The organism is Klebsiella sp. CN_Kp091, assembly GCF_040065095.1.
GTDB classification, from domain to species: domain Bacteria; phylum Pseudomonadota; class Gammaproteobacteria; order Enterobacterales; family Enterobacteriaceae; genus Klebsiella; species Klebsiella aerogenes.
Window position 1 is genome coordinate 39,282 of the sequence record NZ_JBEAIO010000038.1, and the last position, 19,296, is coordinate 58,577.

Sequence of the window (19,296 nt, forward strand, 5' to 3'; positions counted from 1 at the left end):
CCACAGAAATCCCTCGTTTTACACAATGTTGTGTCGGGATTCAGGATATTCTTAGCGTGGCAGCGAGATTTTACGCTCTGGCGTTGGGCGGTACAGAACCAGCGTTTTACCGATGACCTGTACGTTACAGGCGCCGGTTTCACGCACGATGGCTTCCACGATCAAGGCTTTAGTTTCGCGATCTTCTGAGGCGATCTTCACCTTGATGAGCTCATGGTGCCCTAACGCTTGTTCGATCTCGGCCAGTACCCCTTCGGTCAAACCATTATTGCCAAGCATAACTACCGGCTTGAGCGGATGTGCCAGACCTTTCAGGTGCTGTTTTTGTTTAGTACTCAGATTCATCGTATTTTTTTGCTTACGTTGGGATTGAAAACGGGTCATTCTACCGCCATCTCCCATATATCGCCAAACTACCGCGTCGATTTTTACGCAGTAAAGTACGATGAACCCGAATGGGAATGTTAAATGACAGGTAAAAAGCGTTCTGCCAGCTCAAGCCGCTGGCTTCAGGAACACTTTAGCGATAAATATGTTCAACAGGCACAGAAAAAGGGGTTACGTTCCCGTGCCTGGTTTAAACTTGATGAAATACAGCAAAGTGACAAGATTTTTAAGCCGGGGATGACGATAGTCGATCTCGGCGCTGCTCCCGGTGGCTGGTCGCAATACGCGGTTACGCAGATCGGAAACAGCGGCCGCATCATCGCTTGCGATCTTTTACCAATGGATCCAATCGTCGGTGTGGACTTCCTTCAGGGCGATTTTCGTGATGAATTAGTCCTGAAAGCGTTACTTGAGCGAGTAGGCGACAGTAAAGTACAAGTTGTCATGTCCGATATGGCGCCGAATATGTGCGGAACACCGGCGGTGGATATTCCCCGGGCTATGTATCTGGTAGAACTGGCGCTTGAAATGTCTCGTGATGTATTAGCGCCAGGTGGTAGTTTTGTTGTGAAGGTGTTCCAGGGCGAAGGCTTCGATGAGTATCTTAGAGAAATTCGCTCCCTGTTTACGAAGGTCAAAGTTCGTAAGCCGGACTCTTCCCGCGCTCGTTCGCGTGAAGTGTATATTGTAGCGACCGGGCGTAAACCATAACCGGTAGATTTCAAACGAAAGTTTGAAAGACGCTGGATATAGAGTATCCTGACGCTGTTTTTAACACAGTTGTAATAAGAGGTTAATCCCTTGAGTGACATGGCGAAAAACCTAATACTCTGGCTGGTCATTGCCGTTGTGCTGATGTCAGTATTCCAGAGCTTTGGGCCCAGCGAGTCGAATGGCCGCAAGGTGGATTATTCTACCTTCCTGCAAGAGGTCAATCAGGACCAGGTTCGCGAAGCGCGTATCAACGGACGTGAGATCAACGTTACCAAGAAAGATAGTAACCGTTACACGACTTACATTCCGGTTAACGATCCGAAGCTGCTCGACAACCTGTTGACTAAAAACGTCAAAGTGGTTGGCGAACCGCCGGAAGAACCGAGCCTGCTGGCTTCCATCTTCATTTCCTGGTTCCCGATGCTGCTACTGATCGGCGTCTGGATATTCTTTATGCGTCAGATGCAGGGCGGCGGCGGAAAGGGCGCGATGTCCTTCGGCAAGAGCAAAGCCCGAATGCTGACCGAAGACCAGATCAAAACCACCTTTGCTGACGTTGCCGGTTGCGACGAAGCGAAAGAGGAAGTGGGCGAGCTGGTTGAATATCTGCGCGAACCGAGCCGTTTCCAGAAGCTGGGCGGTAAAATCCCGAAAGGCGTCCTGATGGTCGGCCCTCCGGGTACCGGTAAAACGCTGCTGGCGAAAGCTATCGCCGGCGAAGCCAAAGTGCCGTTCTTTACTATTTCCGGTTCTGACTTCGTAGAAATGTTTGTGGGTGTCGGCGCGTCTCGCGTACGCGACATGTTCGAACAAGCTAAGAAAGCAGCGCCTTGCATCATCTTCATCGATGAAATCGACGCCGTCGGTCGCCAGCGTGGCGCCGGTCTTGGCGGTGGTCACGATGAGCGTGAACAGACCCTGAACCAGATGCTGGTTGAGATGGACGGCTTCGAAGGTAACGAAGGTATCATCGTTATCGCCGCGACTAACCGTCCGGACGTTCTGGACCCGGCACTGCTGCGTCCTGGCCGTTTCGACCGTCAGGTTGTCGTTGGTCTGCCGGATGTTCGTGGTCGTGAGCAGATCCTTAAAGTTCACATGCGTCGCGTACCGCTGGCGCCGGATATCGACGCGGCAATTATTGCCCGTGGTACTCCTGGTTTCTCCGGTGCTGACCTCGCGAACCTGGTGAACGAAGCAGCCCTGTTTGCTGCCCGTGGCAACAAACGCGTCGTCTCGATGGTTGAGTTCGAAAAAGCGAAAGACAAAATCATGATGGGTGCGGAACGTCGCTCCATGGTGATGACGGAAGCGCAGAAAGAATCGACCGCATACCACGAAGCGGGCCACGCGATTATCGGCCGTCTGGTACCAGAGCACGATCCTGTACACAAAGTGACGATTATCCCGCGCGGCCGTGCGCTGGGTGTGACCTTCTTCCTGCCGGAAGGCGATGCTATCAGCGCCAGCCGTCAGAAACTGGAAAGTCAGATCTCCACTCTGTACGGCGGGCGTCTGGCTGAAGAGATTATCTACGGTGCGGAACATGTTTCTACCGGCGCGTCCAACGATATTAAAGTTGCGACTAACCTGGCGCGTAACATGGTCACCCAGTGGGGCTTCTCTGACAAACTCGGCCCGCTGCTGTATGCCGAAGAAGAGGGCGAAGTGTTCCTCGGCCGTAGCGTCGCGAAAGCGAAGCATATGTCTGATGAAACCGCGCGCATCATCGACCAGGAAGTGAAATCGCTGATTGAGCGTAACTACGGTCGTGCTCGCCAGCTGCTGAACGACAACATGGATATTCTGCACGCGATGAAAGATGCGCTCATGAAATATGAGACCATCGATGCGCCGCAGATTGACGACCTGATGGCTCGTCGCGATGTTCGTCCGCCGGCGGGTTGGGAAGAACCTGGTTCTTCTAACAACTCTGGCAACAATGGCACCCCGACGGCGCCGCGTCCGGTTGATGAGCCGCGTACGCCGAACCCGGGCAATACCATGTCGGAACAGCTGGGCGACAAATAAGTCTCCACGCTTTGCTAAAGCGCTCTGACGAATAAGGGCCGCAGCCTAATCCGCTGCGGCCCTTTTGTTTTTATACGCCCGTCTTTACCGGCTGCGCGGGATCCTCTTTCAGAACATAACTATGGCGATGGCGTGCTATCGTCCATCGCGTAAAATGTTTTCGGGATGGCGGCGGCTGCAACACGCGCGGATGAGCCGTCTGTCTGATAATATTCATTTTTTGAATATTTAAACGCCGGTGCTTCATTATCCTCTTGAGGAATTGAATGATGTCACCGCCAGAATCTCTAAGATGGTGCGGGCCGAGCCCTGTCCGTACTACAACTGTATAAACCATAGCGGAAAGAAAACATGCAATTACACGCCCAGGGGTCAACGCTCGATCTCTCCCATCCGCATGTGATGGGGATCCTTAACGTTACGCCGGATTCCTTCTCCGATGGCGGCAGCCACAATTCACTGATTGAAGCGGTTAAGCATGCCAACCTGATGATTAACGCCGGGGCGACTATTATTGATATCGGCGGTGAATCAACCCGGCCTGGCGCGGCGGATGTCAGCGTCGAGGAAGAGCTGGCGCGGGTGATCCCGGTGGTTGAGGCAATTGCACAGCGTTTTGAAGTCTGGATCTCGGTTGATACCTCGAAAGCCGAGGTCATCCGCGAATCCGCGCGCGCTGGCGCACATATCATTAACGATATCCGTTCATTAACCGAGCCTGGCGCCCTGCAGGCCGCCGCGCAAACCGGGCTACCGGTGTGCCTGATGCATATGCAGGGGCAGCCGAAAACGATGCAGGAAGCGCCGAAGTACGAAGATGTTTTTGCCGATGTTGACCGTTTTTTTGCTGAACACATTGTGCGCTGCGAACAGGCGGGGATCGCAAAAGAAAAATTGTTGCTCGACCCGGGATTCGGATTCGGTAAAAATCTTTCCCATAACTATGAACTGCTTGCCCGACTAGGGGAGTTCCATCATTTTGGGCTCCCGCTGCTGGTGGGGATGTCGCGTAAGTCGATGGTGGGTCAGCTGTTGAACGTAGGGCCGTCGGAACGGCTGAGCGGCAGCTTGTCCTGCGCAGTCATTGCTGCAATGCAGGGCGCGCAGATAATTCGCGTCCATGATGTCAAAGAAACGGTAGAAGCGCTGCGCGTGGTGGAAGCCACCCTGGCCGCTAAGGAAAATAAACGTTATGAGTAACCGCAAATATTTTGGCACCGATGGTATTCGTGGCCGCGTTGGCGACGCACCTATTACACCTGAGTTCGTGCTGAAGCTGGGTTGGGCGGCAGGCAAAGTGCTGGCACGCCATGGTTCACGTAAAATCATTATCGGCAAAGACACGCGAATTTCTGGCTATATGCTGGAATCCGCGCTGGAAGCTGGCCTGGCGGCTGCGGGTTTGTCCGCCTCGTTTACCGGCCCTATGCCGACGCCGGCTATCGCCTATCTGACTCGCGCCTTCCGCGCTGAAGCGGGAATCGTCATCTCTGCCTCTCATAACCCTTTCTACGACAACGGTATTAAATTCTTTTCCATCGAAGGCACTAAGCTTCCGGATGACGTCGAAGAAGCGATTGAAGCAGAAATGGAAAAAGAGCTGACCTGCGTTGATTCCGCTGAGCTAGGAAAAGCCAGCCGTATCGTCGACGCCGCCGGCCGCTATATTGAGTTTTGCAAAGGCACCTTCCCGAATGAGCTGAGCCTCGGCTCGCTGAAGGTGGTGGTGGATTGCGCCCACGGCGCGACTTACCACATTGCGCCGAATGTATTCCGCGAATTGGGCGCGCAGGTTATCGCGATGGGCTGTGAACCTGATGGGCTGAACATTAACGAAGAGGTCGGCGCAACCGACGTACGCGCGCTGCAGGCTCGTGTGCTGGCGGAAAAAGCCGATCTGGGTATTGCCTATGACGGCGATGGCGATCGCGTCATCATGGTTGACCATGAAGGTAATAAAGTCGATGGCGATCAGATCCTCTATATTATCGCCCGTGAAGGCCTACGTCAGGGCCAGCTGCGCGGTGGCGCAGTCGGCACGCTGATGAGCAACATGGGTCTTGAGCTGGCGCTTAAGCAGCTTGGCATTCCGTTTACCCGCGCGAAAGTGGGTGACCGTTACGTGCTGGAAAAACTGCAGGAAAAAGGCTGGCGTATCGGTGCGGAAAACTCCGGCCACGTGATCCTGCTGGACAAAACCACCACCGGCGATGGCATTGTCGCCAGCCTGCAGGTGGTGGCGGCGATGGTGCGCAATCATATGAGCCTGCACGATTTGTGTAGCGGTATGAAAATGTTCCCGCAGATTCTGGTCAACGTACGCTTTACCGAAGGCAGCGGCAATCCGCTGGAGCATGAAAGCGTAAAAGCGGTCACTGCCGAAGTAGAGGCCGCTTTGGGGAACCGTGGACGCGTGCTGCTGCGTAAATCGGGCACTGAACCGCTGATCCGCGTGATGGTTGAAGGCGAGCATGAAGAGCAGGTGAAGGAATTTGCCCACCGTATCGCCGATGCGGTCAAAAGCGTATAACTATCGCAGCTAAGTGATTAAAAAGGCGGCTCTTGCTGCCTTTTTAAGCATATAAAAACGCTTTTTGCTGTTTTTTTCCGCAGTTGATACAATACGCCAAAATTGCCCTTGCGAAGGTTATTCGCTTTGGTTAGTATTCACACCCGCTTCAGTGGGAAATATTAAAACGTCCCGCTTTATTGGTGAAGCACTTGGTATGCGGCGAATCCGCAAGGAACAGGTTGATTATGTACGAAGCTCTTTTAGTAATTTTCCTTATTGTAGCGATTGCCCTTGTTGGCCTGATCATGCTGCAGCAAGGTAAAGGCGCTGACATGGGAGCCTCCTTCGGAGCAGGCGCTTCTGGCACGTTGTTTGGTTCTAGCGGTTCTGGTAACTTCATGACCCGTATGACCGGCATCCTGGCCGCGCTGTTCTTCATCATCAGTCTGGCGCTGGGTAATATCAACAGCAACAAGACCAATAAAGGAAGCGAGTGGGATAACCTGAGTGCGCCGAAATCTGAGCAGACTCAGCCAACTGCACCGGCTCAGCCGGCCAGCGATATCCCGCACTAAGTATTCTGTACCGAGGTGGTGGAATTGGTAGACACGCTACCTTGAGGTGGTAGTGCCCTAACGGGCTTGTGGGTTCGAGTCCCATCCTCGGTACCAATATTCCAGAAAAAAGACGCTGAAAAGCGTCTTTTTTTGTTTTTGTCCTTCCTGTTGGCTGTTTATTTATAAACAACACTCCGCTGGTTTTGAACCCCGTGAAATCGCTAAAGTCGCCCTCATCAATTTTGACGAGGTTCAGTGACGCCATGCGTACTTTAAAAGTAGTTATCATTGCCGGTATGTTGGGCCTGGCCGGATGCAGCAGCCATTCGTCGCCAGAAACAGTAGACACGTTGAATACCCTACAGGTGCCGGTTATTAATAATTCCGCGCCCGCGCCGGAATCATCAACGGTCGTTAACTGTTTTAAGGATAACAGTCTACTCATCAGCAAGTTAAGCCAGTCGCTTAAAAGCAACTATTTACAGGATGTGGATAAACGGGATGTCTTTGATAAGGATAGCGAGGCGTTTCAAGTCTACGGTGCGTTAACCAAACTTGAGCAAATGGCGTCGATGAACGACGTCTACCGTAAAGAGAACAATATTGCGGGCTTGCAGGAAATTAATAAACTGCTGAAAACCATACCATCTCTTGCATAAAAAGAGGGATTGCCGGCAGGCAATCCCTTTTGCCGCGCTTAGAAACGGAAATTGAAACCTGCATAGGCGCCATCCGCCAGAACGTTATCGCGGTGGTCATGTTTACCCGCCATATCGATATAGCGATAGCCCGCTTCGATGCTCATGGATTTGATGATATTCACGCGTAAGCCGGCATTGGCTTCGAGATATTCATCAACGCCGCTGGACATGGAATCCGGGGAATAATAAGCCTCACCGAACAAGGTAAAGAAATCGCCAAGCGGTAGTTGAGCGCCGCCGCCGAGGGCAATCGCATAGCCTTCATCGCCATCGTTCGGATTCAGGTATACCGCTTTACCGCCGGCCGTCAGCAGGAACGGACCCAGATCGAAGTTATAACCCATACCTAATCCCACCGTATCGCCATCGTTATCGCTATGCGCCCAGTTACCGTTAAAGGTCATTCCGGGAGACTGCGGATTAAAGCTGGCTGATAAGTTGGTGAATTCTGAACCGGCTTCACCGTGAAGACTAACGGAAGCGAAGGCGGCGCTGCTGGCGCTCAGGGCGGCGATAAGCAGGATGGATTTCAGTCTGAACATGCTCATTATTCGTATTCCTTCGGGTAAAAAAATGCCCGATACGAGCGTTCGGGCAAAAATTAACGGGTTTCTGGTTTAATAGTTATGTGCAGAATAAAAGCATTTATCGCCCACCGTTACCGTTTATATGTTTAATTTTAAACAATGGTGGGGCGATAAGTGGCAGGGTCGATAGGGGATTAAAACTTCTCAGGCAGGGAGGTGATACTCTGTAAATAACCACCGCGGGCAAACTCGATATAGCCACCCTTTTTCAACGCTGATAACACATTCAGAATGCTGCTGCGCGACAGGTGTGTGCGGTCCTGAATATATTCCAGCATGGATACCCGCAATCGGGTTTCTTCCGGAAGGAGTAACATTTCCATTAAATGATTACGAATGACCGAATAAGTCCGCTGTTGTAATACTAAATCGTCGCGATATACCAAATAAGAGGTGTGGTAAGCCAGCAGTCGGGTGACCTCTTCCCACATGTTATGCTCACTGATGAGTTGCATGGCTTTGTCGCTGTCAATCCGCAGGATCTCCGTGTCGACTTCCGCGCGAAGGCCGTGGCTACGGCTGGGCTGCAGCATCTCGGCTACGCCAAACAGGTGCGGTTCATAGACGGTGACCATGAGTAATCTGTCCGATGAGCGAAAAATAGATAACTCACCTTTCTTAAACAGATAGAGCTGGATTTTGCCTTTATATTCCCAGCTAAGCCTTTTCCTTGCGACCATATTTATTGGCGTGGCATACGGTTCCAGCAGCGCCATCAGACGATTGATCGCCTCTTGCGGCCGAACGGGAGGTTTAATATTCATTGCGATCCTCTCGGTATAAGAGTACAGGTATTCGATAAATTATAGATGGTGATTATTAAAAATAGTGATGCCATAAACTATAACGATAAAGTAGGGTTGTCATTTAGGATTTATTGCGGAAATAAAAAAGCCGGCGGGTTAGCGCCGGCTGGAGAGTTTGGCTTCGCGGTTTATTTATCGCGATTTTCCAGGTTTTCAACTTGTGGCAGACCGGTGGCGGAAGATGCGCTGAGCAGCCCGGATTGGGCATAGCCGAAGAGCTTCTCACGGGTATCGGTAATGTCCAGGTTGCGCATGGTCAACTGGCCGATACGATCTTCAGCGGTAAACATAGAATCGCCTTTTTCCATGGTCAGACGCTCTGCTTTATAGGTCAGATTGTCTGAAACGGTATTCAGGATTGAGTAGTCGTTGCCGCGACGCAGTTCCAGCGTCACTTCGCCGGTGATCTGGCTGGCAACCCAACGCTGCAGCGAATCGCGCAGCATCAGCGCCTGGGAATCGAACCAGCGACCCTGATAGAGCAGGCGACCCAACTGGCGGCCATGAGCATGATATTGCTCAATGGTATCTTCGTTATGGATACCGGTCAGCAGGCGCTCGTAGGCGATATGCAGCAGTGCCATCCCCGGAGCTTCATAGATGCCGCGGCTTTTCGCTTCAATGATGCGGTTTTCAATCTGATCGCTCATGCCCAGACCGTGGCGACCACCGATGCGGTTAGCTTCCAGCATCAGTTCGACGTCATCGCTGAACGTTTTGCCATTCAACGCAACCGGGTGGCCCTGTTCAAAACGCACGGTCACTTCTTCAGCGGCGATTTTTACGCTTTCATCCCAGAACTTCACGCCCATAATCGGGTTGACGATTTTCACGCTGGAATTAAGGAATTCGAGATCTTTCGCTTCGTGCGTCGCGCCCAGCATGTTGGAGTCGGTGGAGTAGGCTTTTTCGACAGACATTTTGTAGTCGAAGCCGCAGGCTATCATAAACTCGGACATTTCATGACGGCCGCCCAGTTCATCAATGAAGTCGCTATCCAGCCACGGTTTGTAAATCTGCAGTTCCGCATTGGTCAGCAGGCCGTAGCGATAAAAACGCTCGATATCGTTGCCTTTATAAGTGCTACCGTCGCCCCAGATGTTGACGCCGTCTTCTTTCATCGCGGCAACCAGCATGGTGCCGGTTACGGCGCGGCCCAGCGGCGTGGTGTTGAAATAGGTTAAGCCGCCGGTGGTGTTATGGAATGCGCCGCACTGAATCGCCGCGATGCCTTCCGCCACCAGTTGTTTGCGGCAATCAATCAGACGAGCGCCTTCAGCGCCATACTCTTTTGCACGACGCGGAATGGCCTCGTAGTCGTCTTCGTCAGGCTGGCCCAGGTTCGCGGTATATGCATAAGGAACCGCGCCTTTTTTACGCATCCACAGCAGGGCGGCGCTGGTATCCAGTCCACCAGAGAAAGCAATACCAATACGTTGACCAACCGGGAGATGCTTAAGAATCGTCGTCATAAAATAAAACCCTGCTAGATAGACTGTGGTGAGTTCGACTCAACAACAAATTTGCATTTTTATGCACTAATTGTGAGTTTTCATTTAATCATCTTTTGCTGGCGACAGGAAGAGCCTGATGGTGATTTTGCTAAAAAAGCCTGAAATGCCAGCATAAACGGCAAGCGAGTGGTGTAAAATGGATGTTGACAAAATATATGATTTATCGATACAATTCACCACGATTTTATGTCCCGTCCTCGGTACCAAATCCCAGCAGTATTTGCGTCTTTTACTCAGAAAGAGTAAAATATGCCACGTTTCAGGCGCGGGGTGGAGCAGCCTGGTAGCTCGTCGGGCTCATAACCCGAAGGTCGTCGGTTCAAATCCGGCCCCCGCAACCACTTTCCCATTAAGTACTTTTTCAAATATACTGTGAGGACTAGGTCCTTCGTAGCCGGATTTGAAAGAATTCTTCTGGAAGGTGTTCCAGATCGCAATTGCGGTCTCAGGGTTCAGTTATCTAAAGCCCCGATTTATCGGGGTTTTTTGTTATCTGACTTCAGAATAACTGGGCTATACGCCCTTTTTTTATGTCTTGGGGGTGGGTTTGTCCACATTAGAGCAAAAATTAACAGAGATGCTCACTGCGCCAGTTGAAGCGCTTGGCTTTGAGCTGGTCGGCATCGAATTTATTCGCGGTCGCACATCCACACTGCGCATCTATATTGATAGTGAAGATGGCATCAATGTTGATGATTGTGCTGATGTGAGCCACCAGGTCAGTGCTGTCATGGATGTCGAAGATCCAATCACCGTCGCTTACAACCTGGAAGTCTCTTCGCCTGGTCTCGACCGTCCGATGTTTACTGCTGAACACTATCAACGTTTCACCGGTGAAGAAGTTTCGCTGGTGCTACGTATGGCGGTACAGAACCGTCGTAAATGGCAGGGCATTATCAAAGCGGTAGACGGTGAGATGATCACGGTAACCGTCGAAGGCAAAGATGAAGTGTTCGCGCTGAGTAACATCCAGAAGGCGAACCTGGTTCCCCACTTTTAACAGTCTGGATTGAGGTGAAAGGCCCCGATGAACAAAGAAATTTTGGCTGTTGTTGAAGCCGTTTCCAACGAAAAAGCGCTGCCGCGCGAGAAGATTTTCGAAGCGTTGGAAAGCGCTCTGGCAACGGCGACCAAGAAAAAATACGAACAAGAGATCGACGTTCGCGTAGAAATCGACCGTAAAAGCGGTGATTTCGACACCTTCCGTCGCTGGCTGGTGGTTGAAGAGGTGACTCAACCGACTCGCGAGATCACGCTGGAAGCGGCGCGTTACGAAGATGAAAGCATGAACGTCGGCGACTACGTTGAAGATCAGATTGAATCTGTCACCTTCGACCGTATCACCACGCAGACCGCTAAACAGGTTATCGTACAGAAAGTACGTGAAGCTGAGCGCGCGATGGTTGTCGATCAGTTCCGCGAGCACGAAGGTGAGATCATCACCGGCGTGGTGAAAAAAGTAAACCGCGACAACATCACTCTGGATCTGGGCAGCAACGCTGAAGCCGTGATCCTGCGTGAAGATATGCTGCCGCGTGAAAACTTCCGTCCGGGCGACCGTATTCGCGGTGTGCTGTACGCCGTTCGTCCGGAAGCGCGCGGCGCGCAGCTGTTCGTGACTCGCTCCAAACCGGAGATGCTGGTCGAACTGTTCCGCATTGAAGTGCCGGAAATTGGCGAAGAAGTGCTGGAAATCAAAGCCGCAGCCCGCGATCCGGGTTCTCGTGCGAAAATCGCCGTGAAAACCAATGACAAGCGTATCGACCCGGTTGGCGCTTGCGTAGGTATGCGCGGCGCGCGCGTTCAGGCGGTTTCTACCGAGCTTGGCGGCGAGCGCATCGATATCGTCCTGTGGGATGATAACCCGGCGCAGTTCGTGATTAACGCTATGGCGCCGGCTGACGTTGCGTCCATCGTGGTGGATGAAGATAAACACACCATGGACATCGCGGTAGAAGCAGGCAACCTGGCGCAGGCGATCGGCCGTAACGGTCAGAACGTCCGCCTGGCATCGCAGCTCAGCGGCTGGGAACTCAACGTCATGACCGTTGATGACCTGCAGGCTAAGCACCAGGCTGAAGCCCATGCCGCTATCGATACCTTCACCAAATATCTCGATATTGATGAAGATTTCGCAACCGTACTGGTTGAAGAGGGCTTCTCCTCGCTGGAAGAACTGGCCTATGTGCCGATGAAAGAACTGCTGGAAATCGACGGCCTTGATGAAGCGACCGTTGAAGCACTTCGTGAGCGTGCGAAAAACGCACTGACTACACTGGCGCTGGCTCAGGAAGAAAGCCTGGGAGACAACAAACCTGCCGACGATTTACTGAATCTGGAAGGTTTGGACCGTGCTCTGGCGTTTAAGCTGGCTGCCCGTGGTGTTTGTACGCTGGAAGATCTCGCCGAACAGGGCGTTGATGACCTGGCTGATATCGAAGGTATGACCGACGAGAAAGCTGGTGAACTCATCATGGCTGCTCGCAACATTTGTTGGTTCGGCGACGAAGCGTAATAAACTGTAGCAGGAAGGAACAGCATGACAGATGTGACTATTAAAGCGCTGGCCTCAGAAATTCAGACCTCTGTGGATCGCCTGATACAGCAATTTGCTGATGCAGGTATTCGCAAATCGGCTGATGATTCTGTGACCGCGCAAGAGAAGCAAACCTTGTTAACGCACCTGAACCGTGAACACGGCTCGGCGCCTGACAAGCTGACGTTGCAGCGTAAAACGCGCAGCACGTTGAATATTCCAGGTACCGGTGGAAAGAGTAAATCGGTACAAATCGAAGTCCGCAAGAAACGCACCTTTGTGAAACGCGATCCGCAAGAGGCTGAACGCCTGGCCGCGGAAGAGCAGGCGCAGCGTGAAGCGGAAGAGCAGGCCCGTCGTGAAGCTGAAGAAGCAGCTAAACGCGAGGCGCAATTAAAAGCTGAACGTGAGGCCGCAGAACAAGCTAAACGTGAAGTCGCTGAAAAAGCGAAACGTGAAGCCGCGGAAAAAGACAAAGTGAGCAATCAACATACCGACGAAATGACCAAGACCGCCCAGGCTGAAAAGACCCGCCGTGAGAACGAAGCAGCGGAGCTGAAGCGCAAATCGGAAGAAGAAGCACGCCGCAAACTTGAAGAAGAAGCGCGCCGTGTAGCGGAAGAAGCACGCCGTATGGCTGAAGAAAATGAAAAAAACTGGAGTGAAACTCCGGAAACCCCAGAAGAAACGACCGACTATCACGTAACCACGTCTCAGCATGCGCGTCAGGCTGAAGATGATAACGATCGTGAAGTTGAAGGCGGTCGCGGCCGTGGCCGTAACAGCAAAGCTGCTCGCCCGGCGAAGAAAGGCAACAAACACGCTGAATCGAAAGCTGACCGTGAAGAAGCCCGTGCGGCCGTTCGCGGCGGTAAAGGCGGCAAACATCGCAAAGGTTCTTCTCTGCAGCAGGGCTTCCAGAAGCCGGCTCAGGCCGTTAACCGTGATGTTGTGATCGGCGAAACCATTACCGTTGGCGAGCTGGCCAACAAAATGGCGGTCAAAGGTTCTCAGGTCATCAAAGCGATGATGAAACTGGGCGCGATGGCGACCATCAACCAGGTCATCGACCAGGAAACCGCCCAGCTGGTTGCCGAAGAGATGGGCCACAAAGTTATCCTGCGTCGTGAAAACGAGCTGGAAGAAGCAGTAATGAGCGACCGTGACACCGGCGCTGCGGCTGAACCGCGCGCACCGGTAGTGACCATCATGGGTCACGTTGACCACGGTAAAACCTCTCTGCTGGACTACATTCGTTCTACTAAGGTTGCCTCCGGCGAAGCGGGTGGTATTACCCAGCACATCGGTGCGTACCACGTAGAAACCGACAACGGCATGATCACCTTCCTGGACACCCCGGGCCACGCCGCGTTTACCTCCATGCGTGCTCGTGGCGCGCAGGCGACGGATATCGTGGTTCTGGTCGTGGCGGCAGACGACGGCGTGATGCCGCAGACTGTGGAAGCTATCCAGCACGCCAAAGCGGCGCAGGTGCCGGTAGTAGTTGCAGTGAACAAGATCGATAAGCCGGAAGCGGATATGGATCGCGTGAAGAACGAACTCTCCCAGTACGGCGTTATGCCGGAAGAGTGGGGCGGCGAAGCGCAGTTCATCCCAGTATCAGCGAAAGTCGGTACCGGTATCGACGACCTGCTGAACGCTATCCTGCTGCAGGCTGAAGTTCTCGAGCTGAAAGCGGTACGTAACGGTATGGCGAGCGGCGCGGTCATCGAATCCTTCCTGGACAAAGGTCGTGGCCCGGTGGCTACCGTTCTGGTTCGCGAAGGTACTCTGCACAAGGGTGATATCGTACTGTGTGGCTTTGAATATGGCCGCGTACGTGCGATGCGTGACGAGCTGGGTCGCGAAGTGCTGGAAGCGGGTCCGTCCATTCCGGTGGAAATCCTCGGTCTGTCCGGCGTTCCGGCGGCGGGTGATGAAGTTACCGTCGTTCGTGACGAGAAAAAAGCGCGTGAAGTTGCGCTGTATCGTCAGGGCAAATTCCGTGAAGTTAAACTGGCTCGCCAGCAGAAATCTAAACTGGAAAACATGTTCGCTAACATGACCGAAGGCGAAGTTCACGAAGTGAACATCGTACTGAAAGCGGACGTGCAGGGTTCTGTCGAAGCGATTTCCGATTCCTTACTGAAACTGTCTACCGACGAAGTGAAAGTGAAGATCATCGGTTCCGGCGTAGGTGGTATCACCGAAACCGACGCGACCCTGGCTGCAGCTTCCAACGCGATTCTGGTTGGCTTCAACGTTCGTGCCGATGCTTCCGCACGTAAAGTTATCGAGTCAGAAAGCCTGGATCTGCGTTACTACTCCGTCATCTATAACCTGATCGACGAAGTGAAAGCGGCGATGAGCGGCATGCTGTCTCCGGAACTGAAACAGCAGATCATTGGTCTGGCTGAAGTGCGTGATGTCTTCAAATCGCCGAAATTCGGCGCCATCGCGGGCTGTATGGTTACCGAAGGTACGATTAAGCGTCACAACCCAATCCGCGTCCTGCGCGACAACGTGGTTATCTATGAAGGCGAGCTGGAATCCCTGCGCCGCTTCAAAGATGACGTTAACGAAGTCCGTAACGGCATGGAATGTGGTATCGGCGTGAAGAACTACAACGACGTTCGCGTTGGCGATATGATCGAAGTGTTCGAAATCATCGAAATCCAGCGTAGCATCGATTAATCGTCAGATAGCTAAGCGTAAGCCGGGTAAGCGAAGCGCCACCCGGCAATAATTTTAAAAAGGGGCTTTTGGCCCCTTTTTTGTCTTTATTCTGGAGAATTTATTATGGCGAAAGAATTTGGTCGCCCGCAGCGCGTGGCCCAGGAGATGCAAAAAGAAATTGCCATCATCCTGCAGCGTGAAATCAAAGACCCGCGTCTGGGCATGATGACTACCGTTTCCGGCGTAGAAATGTCCCGTGACCTGGCCTATGCCAAAGTGTATGTCACCTTCCTCAACGACAAAGATGAAGCCGCGGTGAAAGCGGGCATCAAAGCGCTGCAGGAAGCGTCTGGTTTTATCCGCTCTCTGCTGGGCAAAGCGATGCGCCTGCGCATCGTGCCGGAACTGACTTTCTTCTACGACAACTCGCTGGTAGAAGGGATGCGCATGTCCAATCTGGTTACCAGCGTGGTGAAACACGACGATGAGCGTCGTGTGAACCCGGACGACAGCAAGGAGGACTAATGAGTCGTCCTCGTCGTCGCGGCCGCGACGTGCACGGCGTATTGCTGCTGGATAAGCCTCAGGGCGCCTCCAGCAACGATGTGCTGCAGAAAGTAAAACGCATTTATAACGCCAACCGCGCTGGGCATACCGGCGCGCTGGATCCGCTGGCGACCGGTATGCTGCCGGTGTGTCTAGGCGAAGCGACTAAGTTTTCCCAGTATCTGCTGGACTCTGATAAGCGTTATCGCGTGATTGCCAAGCTTGGTCAGCGTACGGACACCTCCGACGCCGATGGCCAGGTGGTAGAAGAACGCCCGCTCACCTTTAGCGAAGAACAGCTGGCGGCGGCGCTGGATAGCTTCCGCGGCGAAACGCAGCAGGTGCCGTCGATGTACTCGGCGCTGAAATATCAGGGTAAAAAGCTGTACGAATACGCTCGTCAGGGTATTGAGGTTCCGCGTGAAGCCCGGCCGATTACGGTCTATGAGCTGCTGTTTATTCGCCATGAAGGAGATGAACTGGAGCTTGAGATCCACTGTTCGAAAGGCACCTACATCCGTACGATTATCGATGATTTGGGCGAGAAGCTTGGCTGCGGCGCGCACGTGATTTTCCTGCGTCGCCTGGCGGTGAGCAAATACCCGGTCGAGCGGATGGTGACTCTTGAACAACTGCAGGCGCTGGTCGAACAGGCGGCGGCGCAGGATATTCCCGCCGCTCAACTGCTTGACCCGCTGTTGATGCCGATGGACAGCCCGGCGTCGGATTATCCGCTGGTTCATATTCCAGAAACTTCCGCGGTCTACTTTAAGAACGGTAATCCGGTTCGTCAGTCAGGCGCGCCGCTTAACGGGCTGGTGCGGGTGATGGAAAGCGAGTCCGGCAAGTTCCTCGGCATGGGCGAAATAGACGATGAAGGCCGCGTCGCGCCTCGTCGTTTGGTGGTGGAATACCCGCAGTGAGCGCTTTTGTTGCGATAAAAGCCTGCTACGAGTAGAATATCGCCGCTTAACGTCCGCTAAAGTGTTTTAACATTTTCGGGCGTTGCATCAGGGGTTGCTGAATTAGAGATCGGCACCCTTTCTTTACTTATAATTTTGGAGTTTGAAAATGTCTCTAAGCGTTGAAGCTAAAGCACAAATCGTTTCTGAGTTCGGTCGTGGCGCAAACGACAGCGGTTCTACTGAAGTTCAGGTTGCACTGCTGACTGCACAGATCAACCACCTGCAGGGTCACTTTGCAGAGCACAAAAAAGATCACCACAGCCGTCGTGGTCTGCTGCGCATGGTTTCTCAGCGTCGTAAACTGCTCGACTACCTGAAACGTAAAGATGTTGCACGTTACTCTTCGCTGATCGAGCGTCTGGGTCTGCGTCGCTAATTCTGCGAGTTTCAGAAAAAGGGGCCTCACGGCCCCTTTTTTCGACCAGGCGGCAGCAATTCATTAAAAACTCATGTATTGTTGCTATTAATGATCTTCATGCAGAGGTTCGCGCGGCTAATGAGAGGCTTCATCCGCAGGGGCGGGTAAAGGTTGTCATTAGTCGCGAGGATGCAGAGGATCGGGTCATCAGACGCGATATCGTGGATATGGCGTCATTTTTAGATAAAAGGATAGAATTTTGCTTAATCCGATCGTTCGTAAATTCCAGTACGGCCAACACACCGTAACCCTGGAGACCGGCATGATGGCGCGCCAGGCAACGGCCGCTGTGATGGTTAGCATGGATGACACCGCGGTATTCGTTACCGTTGTGGGTCAGAAAAAAGCGAAACCGGGCCAGGACTTCTTCCCGCTGACTGTTAACTACCAGGAGCGTACCTACGCTGCCGGTAAAATCCCGGGTGGCTTCTTCCGTCGTGAAGGCCGTCCAAGCGAAGGCGAAACCCTGATCGCGCGTCTGATTGACCGCCCGGTTCGTCCGTTGTTCCCGGAAGGCTTCGTTAACGAAGTTCAGGTTATTGCCACCGTCGTTTCCGTTAACCCGCAGGTTAACCCGGATATCGTCGCGATGATCGGCGCTTCCGCAGCGCTGTCGCTGTCTGGTATTCCGTTCAATGGCCCAATCGGCGCCGCTCGCGTGGGTTACATCAACGACCAGTACGTACTGAACCCAACCCAGGAAGAGCTGAAGTCCAGCAAACTGGATCTGGTGGTTGCCGGTACCGAAGCGGCCGTACTGATGGTTGAATCCGAAGCTGAACTGCTGAGCGAAGACCAGATGCTGGGCGCGGTGGTCTTTGGCCACGAGCAGCAGCAGGTTGTTATTCAGAACATCAACGACCTGGTGAAAGAAGCCGGTAAACCGCGTTGGGACTGGCAGCCGGAAGTGGTTGACGCCGCCCTGAACGCGCGCGTTGCTGCGCTGGCTGAATCCCGCCTGAGCGATGCTTACCGTATCACCGACAAACAAGAGCGTTACGCTCAGGTAGACGTGATCAAATCTGAAACCATCGCGACGCTGGTTGCCGAAGACGAAACCCTGGACGCCAACGAACTGGGTGAAATCCTGCACGCTATCGAGAAAAACGTCGTTCGTAGCCGCGTACTGGCAGGCGAGCCGCGTATCGATGGCCGCGAAAAAGACATGATCCGTGGTCTGGACGTCCGTACCGGCGTACTGCCGCGTACCCACGGTTCCGCACTGTTTACCCGTGGCGAAACTCAGGCGCTGGTTACCGCGACTCTGGGTACCGCACGCGACGCGCAGAACATCGACGAACTGATGGGCGAGCGCACGGACTCCTTCCTGTTCCACTATAACTTCCCTCCGTACTCCGTAGGCGAAACTGGTATGGTTGGTTCTCCGAAGCGTCGTGAAATCGGTCACGGTCGTCTGGCTAAGCGCGGCGTTCTGGCCGTGATGCCGACAATCGACGAATTCCCGTACACCGTTCGCGTGGTATCTGAGATCACCGAATCCAACGGTTCTTCTTCCATGGCTTCCGTCTGTGGCGCATCTCTGGCGCTGATGGACGCTGGCGTGCCGGTAAAAGCCGCCGTTGCGGGTATCGCAATGGGTCTGGTGAAAGAAGGCGATAACTTCGTCGTACTGTCCGACATTCTGGGTGACGAAGACCACCTTGGCGATATGGACTTCAAAGTTGCGGGTTCTCGCGACGGTATCTCTGCGCTGCAGATGGATATCAAAATTGAAGGTATCACCAAAGAAATCATGCAGGTTGCTCTGAACCAGGCTAAAGGTGCGCGTCTGCACATCCTGGGCGTGATGGAACAGGCGATTAACGCGCCGCGCGGCGACATCTCCGAATTCGCACCGCGTATCCACACCATCAAGATCAACCCGGACAAGATCAAAGACGTTATCGGTAAAGGCGGTTCTGTTATCCGTGCCCTGACCGAAGAAACCGGCACCACCATCGAAATCGAAGATGACGGTACCGTGAAGATCGCAGCGACCGACGGCGACAAAGCGCAGCACGCTATCCGTCGTATCGAAGAGATCACCGCTGAGATCGAAGTTGGCCGTATCTACAATGGTAAAGTGACCCGTATCGTTGACTTTGGCGCATTCGTTGCCATCGGCGGCGGTAAAGAAGGTCTGGTCCACATCTCTCAGATCGCTGACAAGCGTGTTGAGAAAGTGACTGATTACCTGCAGATGGGTCAGGAAGTACCGGTTAAGGTTCTGGAAGTTGACCGTCAGGGCCGCGTACGTCTGAGCATTAAAGAAGCAACTGAGCAGACTCAGCCAGCTAACGCGCCGGAAGCTCCGGCTGCAGAGCAGGGCGAGTAAGGTTGCCGATT

General features: G+C 53.2%; 17 protein-coding genes and 2 tRNA genes. 15 read left to right on the top strand and 4 right to left on the bottom strand.

The window, feature by feature from the left end; translation table 11 throughout:
- Window positions 1-51: 51 nt before the first annotated feature.
- Complete coding sequence (gene yhbY / locus ABLV17_RS15085) at window positions 52-345, bottom strand: ribosome assembly RNA-binding protein YhbY (RefSeq protein WP_002918374.1); 294 nt, start codon at window positions 343-345, stop codon at window positions 52-54.
- Between the two features lie 123 nt (window positions 346-468).
- On the opposite strand from yhbY, the gene rlmE reads away from it, so the two are divergent.
- The 7 genes from rlmE to ABLV17_RS15120 all read left to right on the top strand — a co-directional run bounded on the left by rlmE (window position 469) and on the right by ABLV17_RS15120 (window position 6,860).
- Window positions 469-1,098: a 23S rRNA (uridine(2552)-2'-O)-methyltransferase RlmE gene (gene rlmE, locus ABLV17_RS15090; RefSeq protein ID WP_008806638.1), complete on the top strand. Its 630-nt coding sequence runs from the start codon at window positions 469-471 to the stop codon at window positions 1,096-1,098.
- Window positions 1,099-1,197: 99 nt separating this feature from the next.
- Window positions 1,198-3,132 carry an ATP-dependent zinc metalloprotease FtsH gene (gene ftsH / locus ABLV17_RS15095; protein WP_015369514.1) on the top strand — a complete coding sequence of 645 codons (1,935 nt, stop codon included), beginning with the start codon at window positions 1,198-1,200 and terminating at the stop codon, window positions 3,130-3,132.
- A gap of 351 nt (window positions 3,133-3,483) precedes the next feature.
- Entirely contained in the window at window positions 3,484-4,332 is an 849-nt protein-coding gene (folP, locus tag ABLV17_RS15100; protein WP_063414636.1) for a dihydropteroate synthase, read from the top strand.
- The gene (gene glmM / locus ABLV17_RS15105) at window positions 4,325-5,662 is read left to right on the top strand and encodes a phosphoglucosamine mutase (protein ID WP_213316674.1); all 1,338 of its coding nucleotides are present in this window, start codon (window positions 4,325-4,327) and stop codon (window positions 5,660-5,662) included. Before folP ends, glmM begins: the two co-directional genes overlap by 8 nt.
- Window positions 5,663-5,889: 227 nt before the next feature.
- The gene (gene secG, locus ABLV17_RS15110) at window positions 5,890-6,219 is read left to right on the top strand and encodes a preprotein translocase subunit SecG (RefSeq protein ID WP_015369517.1); all 330 of its coding nucleotides are present in this window, start codon (window positions 5,890-5,892) and stop codon (window positions 6,217-6,219) included.
- Between the two features lie 9 nt (window positions 6,220-6,228).
- A tRNA-Leu gene (locus ABLV17_RS15115) sits at window positions 6,229-6,315 on the top strand.
- A gap of 149 nt (window positions 6,316-6,464) precedes the next feature.
- Window positions 6,465-6,860 (top strand): hypothetical protein, encoded by a 396-nt coding sequence (locus tag ABLV17_RS15120; protein ID WP_271032061.1) that lies wholly within the window; start codon window positions 6,465-6,467, stop codon window positions 6,858-6,860.
- Window positions 6,861-6,898: 38 nt separating this feature from the next.
- Here ABLV17_RS15120 and ABLV17_RS15125 read toward each other — a convergent pair whose 3' ends face one another.
- The 3 genes from ABLV17_RS15125 to argG form a co-directional block, all read right to left on the bottom strand.
- Window positions 6,899-7,450: a YfaZ family outer membrane protein gene (locus ABLV17_RS15125; RefSeq protein WP_087859925.1), complete on the bottom strand. Its 552-nt coding sequence runs from the start codon at window positions 7,448-7,450 to the stop codon at window positions 6,899-6,901.
- Between the two features lie 173 nt (window positions 7,451-7,623).
- Entirely contained in the window at window positions 7,624-8,253 is a 630-nt protein-coding gene (locus ABLV17_RS15130; RefSeq protein WP_087859924.1) for a winged helix-turn-helix transcriptional regulator, read from the bottom strand.
- Between the two features lie 170 nt (window positions 8,254-8,423).
- The gene (gene argG / locus ABLV17_RS15135) at window positions 8,424-9,767 is read right to left on the bottom strand and encodes an argininosuccinate synthase (RefSeq protein WP_015369521.1); all 1,344 of its coding nucleotides are present in this window, start codon (window positions 9,765-9,767) and stop codon (window positions 8,424-8,426) included.
- Between the two features lie 306 nt (window positions 9,768-10,073).
- On the opposite strand from argG, the gene ABLV17_RS15140 reads away from it, so the two are divergent.
- The 8 genes from ABLV17_RS15140 (at window position 10,074) to pnp (ending at window position 19,285) form a co-directional block, all read left to right on the top strand.
- Window positions 10,074-10,150: transfer RNA gene (locus tag ABLV17_RS15140), tRNA-Met, on the top strand.
- A 206-nt stretch (window positions 10,151-10,356) separates the two neighbouring features.
- Window positions 10,357-10,809, top strand: coding sequence for a ribosome maturation factor RimP (gene rimP / locus ABLV17_RS15145; RefSeq protein ID WP_015703598.1), 453 nt, complete (start codon window positions 10,357-10,359; stop codon window positions 10,807-10,809).
- A 27-nt stretch (window positions 10,810-10,836) separates the two neighbouring features.
- The gene (gene nusA / locus ABLV17_RS15150) at window positions 10,837-12,324 is read left to right on the top strand and encodes a transcription termination factor NusA (protein ID WP_015369524.1); all 1,488 of its coding nucleotides are present in this window, start codon (window positions 10,837-10,839) and stop codon (window positions 12,322-12,324) included.
- 24 nt (window positions 12,325-12,348) lie between these two features.
- Window positions 12,349-15,039 carry a translation initiation factor IF-2 gene (infB, locus tag ABLV17_RS15155; RefSeq protein WP_015369525.1) on the top strand — a complete coding sequence of 897 codons (2,691 nt, stop codon included), beginning with the start codon at window positions 12,349-12,351 and terminating at the stop codon, window positions 15,037-15,039.
- Between the two features lie 105 nt (window positions 15,040-15,144).
- Window positions 15,145-15,546: a 30S ribosome-binding factor RbfA gene (gene rbfA / locus ABLV17_RS15160; RefSeq protein ID WP_002918248.1), complete on the top strand. Its 402-nt coding sequence runs from the start codon at window positions 15,145-15,147 to the stop codon at window positions 15,544-15,546.
- The gene (gene truB / locus ABLV17_RS15165; RefSeq protein WP_045394942.1) at window positions 15,546-16,490 is read left to right on the top strand and encodes a tRNA pseudouridine(55) synthase TruB; all 945 of its coding nucleotides are present in this window, start codon (window positions 15,546-15,548) and stop codon (window positions 16,488-16,490) included. Before rbfA ends, truB begins: the two co-directional genes overlap by 1 nt.
- Before the next feature lie 148 nt (window positions 16,491-16,638).
- Complete coding sequence (gene rpsO, locus ABLV17_RS15170; RefSeq protein WP_015369527.1) at window positions 16,639-16,908, top strand: 30S ribosomal protein S15; 270 nt, start codon at window positions 16,639-16,641, stop codon at window positions 16,906-16,908.
- Window positions 16,909-17,149: 241 nt separating this feature from the next.
- Complete coding sequence (pnp, locus tag ABLV17_RS15175) at window positions 17,150-19,285, top strand: polyribonucleotide nucleotidyltransferase (RefSeq protein ID WP_045377942.1); 2,136 nt, start codon at window positions 17,150-17,152, stop codon at window positions 19,283-19,285.
- The last annotated feature ends 11 nt before the right edge of the window (window positions 19,286-19,296 follow it).

Bases quoted from the DNA above. Each gene is read 5' to 3' on its own strand.
- nusA (WP_015369524.1), top strand. From the start codon at position 10,837: ATGAACAAAGAAATTTTGGCTGTTGTTGAAGCCGTTTCCAACGAAAAA.
- rlmE (WP_008806638.1), top strand. From the start codon at position 469: ATGACAGGTAAAAAGCGTTCTGCCAGCTCAAGCCGCTGGCTTCAGGAA.
- argG (WP_015369521.1), bottom strand. From the start codon at position 9,767: ATGACGACGATTCTTAAGCATCTCCCGGTTGGTCAACGTATTGGTATT.
- ftsH (WP_015369514.1), top strand. From the start codon at position 1,198: ATGGCGAAAAACCTAATACTCTGGCTGGTCATTGCCGTTGTGCTGATG.
- rpsO (WP_015369527.1), top strand. From the start codon at position 16,639: ATGTCTCTAAGCGTTGAAGCTAAAGCACAAATCGTTTCTGAGTTCGGT.
- folP (WP_063414636.1), top strand. From the start codon at position 3,484: ATGCAATTACACGCCCAGGGGTCAACGCTCGATCTCTCCCATCCGCAT.
- ABLV17_RS15120 (WP_271032061.1), top strand. From the start codon at position 6,465: ATGCGTACTTTAAAAGTAGTTATCATTGCCGGTATGTTGGGCCTGGCC.
- ABLV17_RS15125 (WP_087859925.1), bottom strand. From the start codon at position 7,450: ATGAGCATGTTCAGACTGAAATCCATCCTGCTTATCGCCGCCCTGAGC.
- yhbY (WP_002918374.1), bottom strand. From the start codon at position 345: ATGAATCTGAGTACTAAACAAAAACAGCACCTGAAAGGTCTGGCACAT.
- glmM (WP_213316674.1), top strand. From the start codon at position 4,325: ATGAGTAACCGCAAATATTTTGGCACCGATGGTATTCGTGGCCGCGTT.
- infB (WP_015369525.1), top strand. From the start codon at position 12,349: ATGACAGATGTGACTATTAAAGCGCTGGCCTCAGAAATTCAGACCTCT.
- secG (WP_015369517.1), top strand. From the start codon at position 5,890: ATGTACGAAGCTCTTTTAGTAATTTTCCTTATTGTAGCGATTGCCCTT.
- ABLV17_RS15130 (WP_087859924.1), bottom strand. From the start codon at position 8,253: ATGAATATTAAACCTCCCGTTCGGCCGCAAGAGGCGATCAATCGTCTG.
- truB (WP_045394942.1), top strand. From the start codon at position 15,546: ATGAGTCGTCCTCGTCGTCGCGGCCGCGACGTGCACGGCGTATTGCTG.
- rbfA (WP_002918248.1), top strand. From the start codon at position 15,145: ATGGCGAAAGAATTTGGTCGCCCGCAGCGCGTGGCCCAGGAGATGCAA.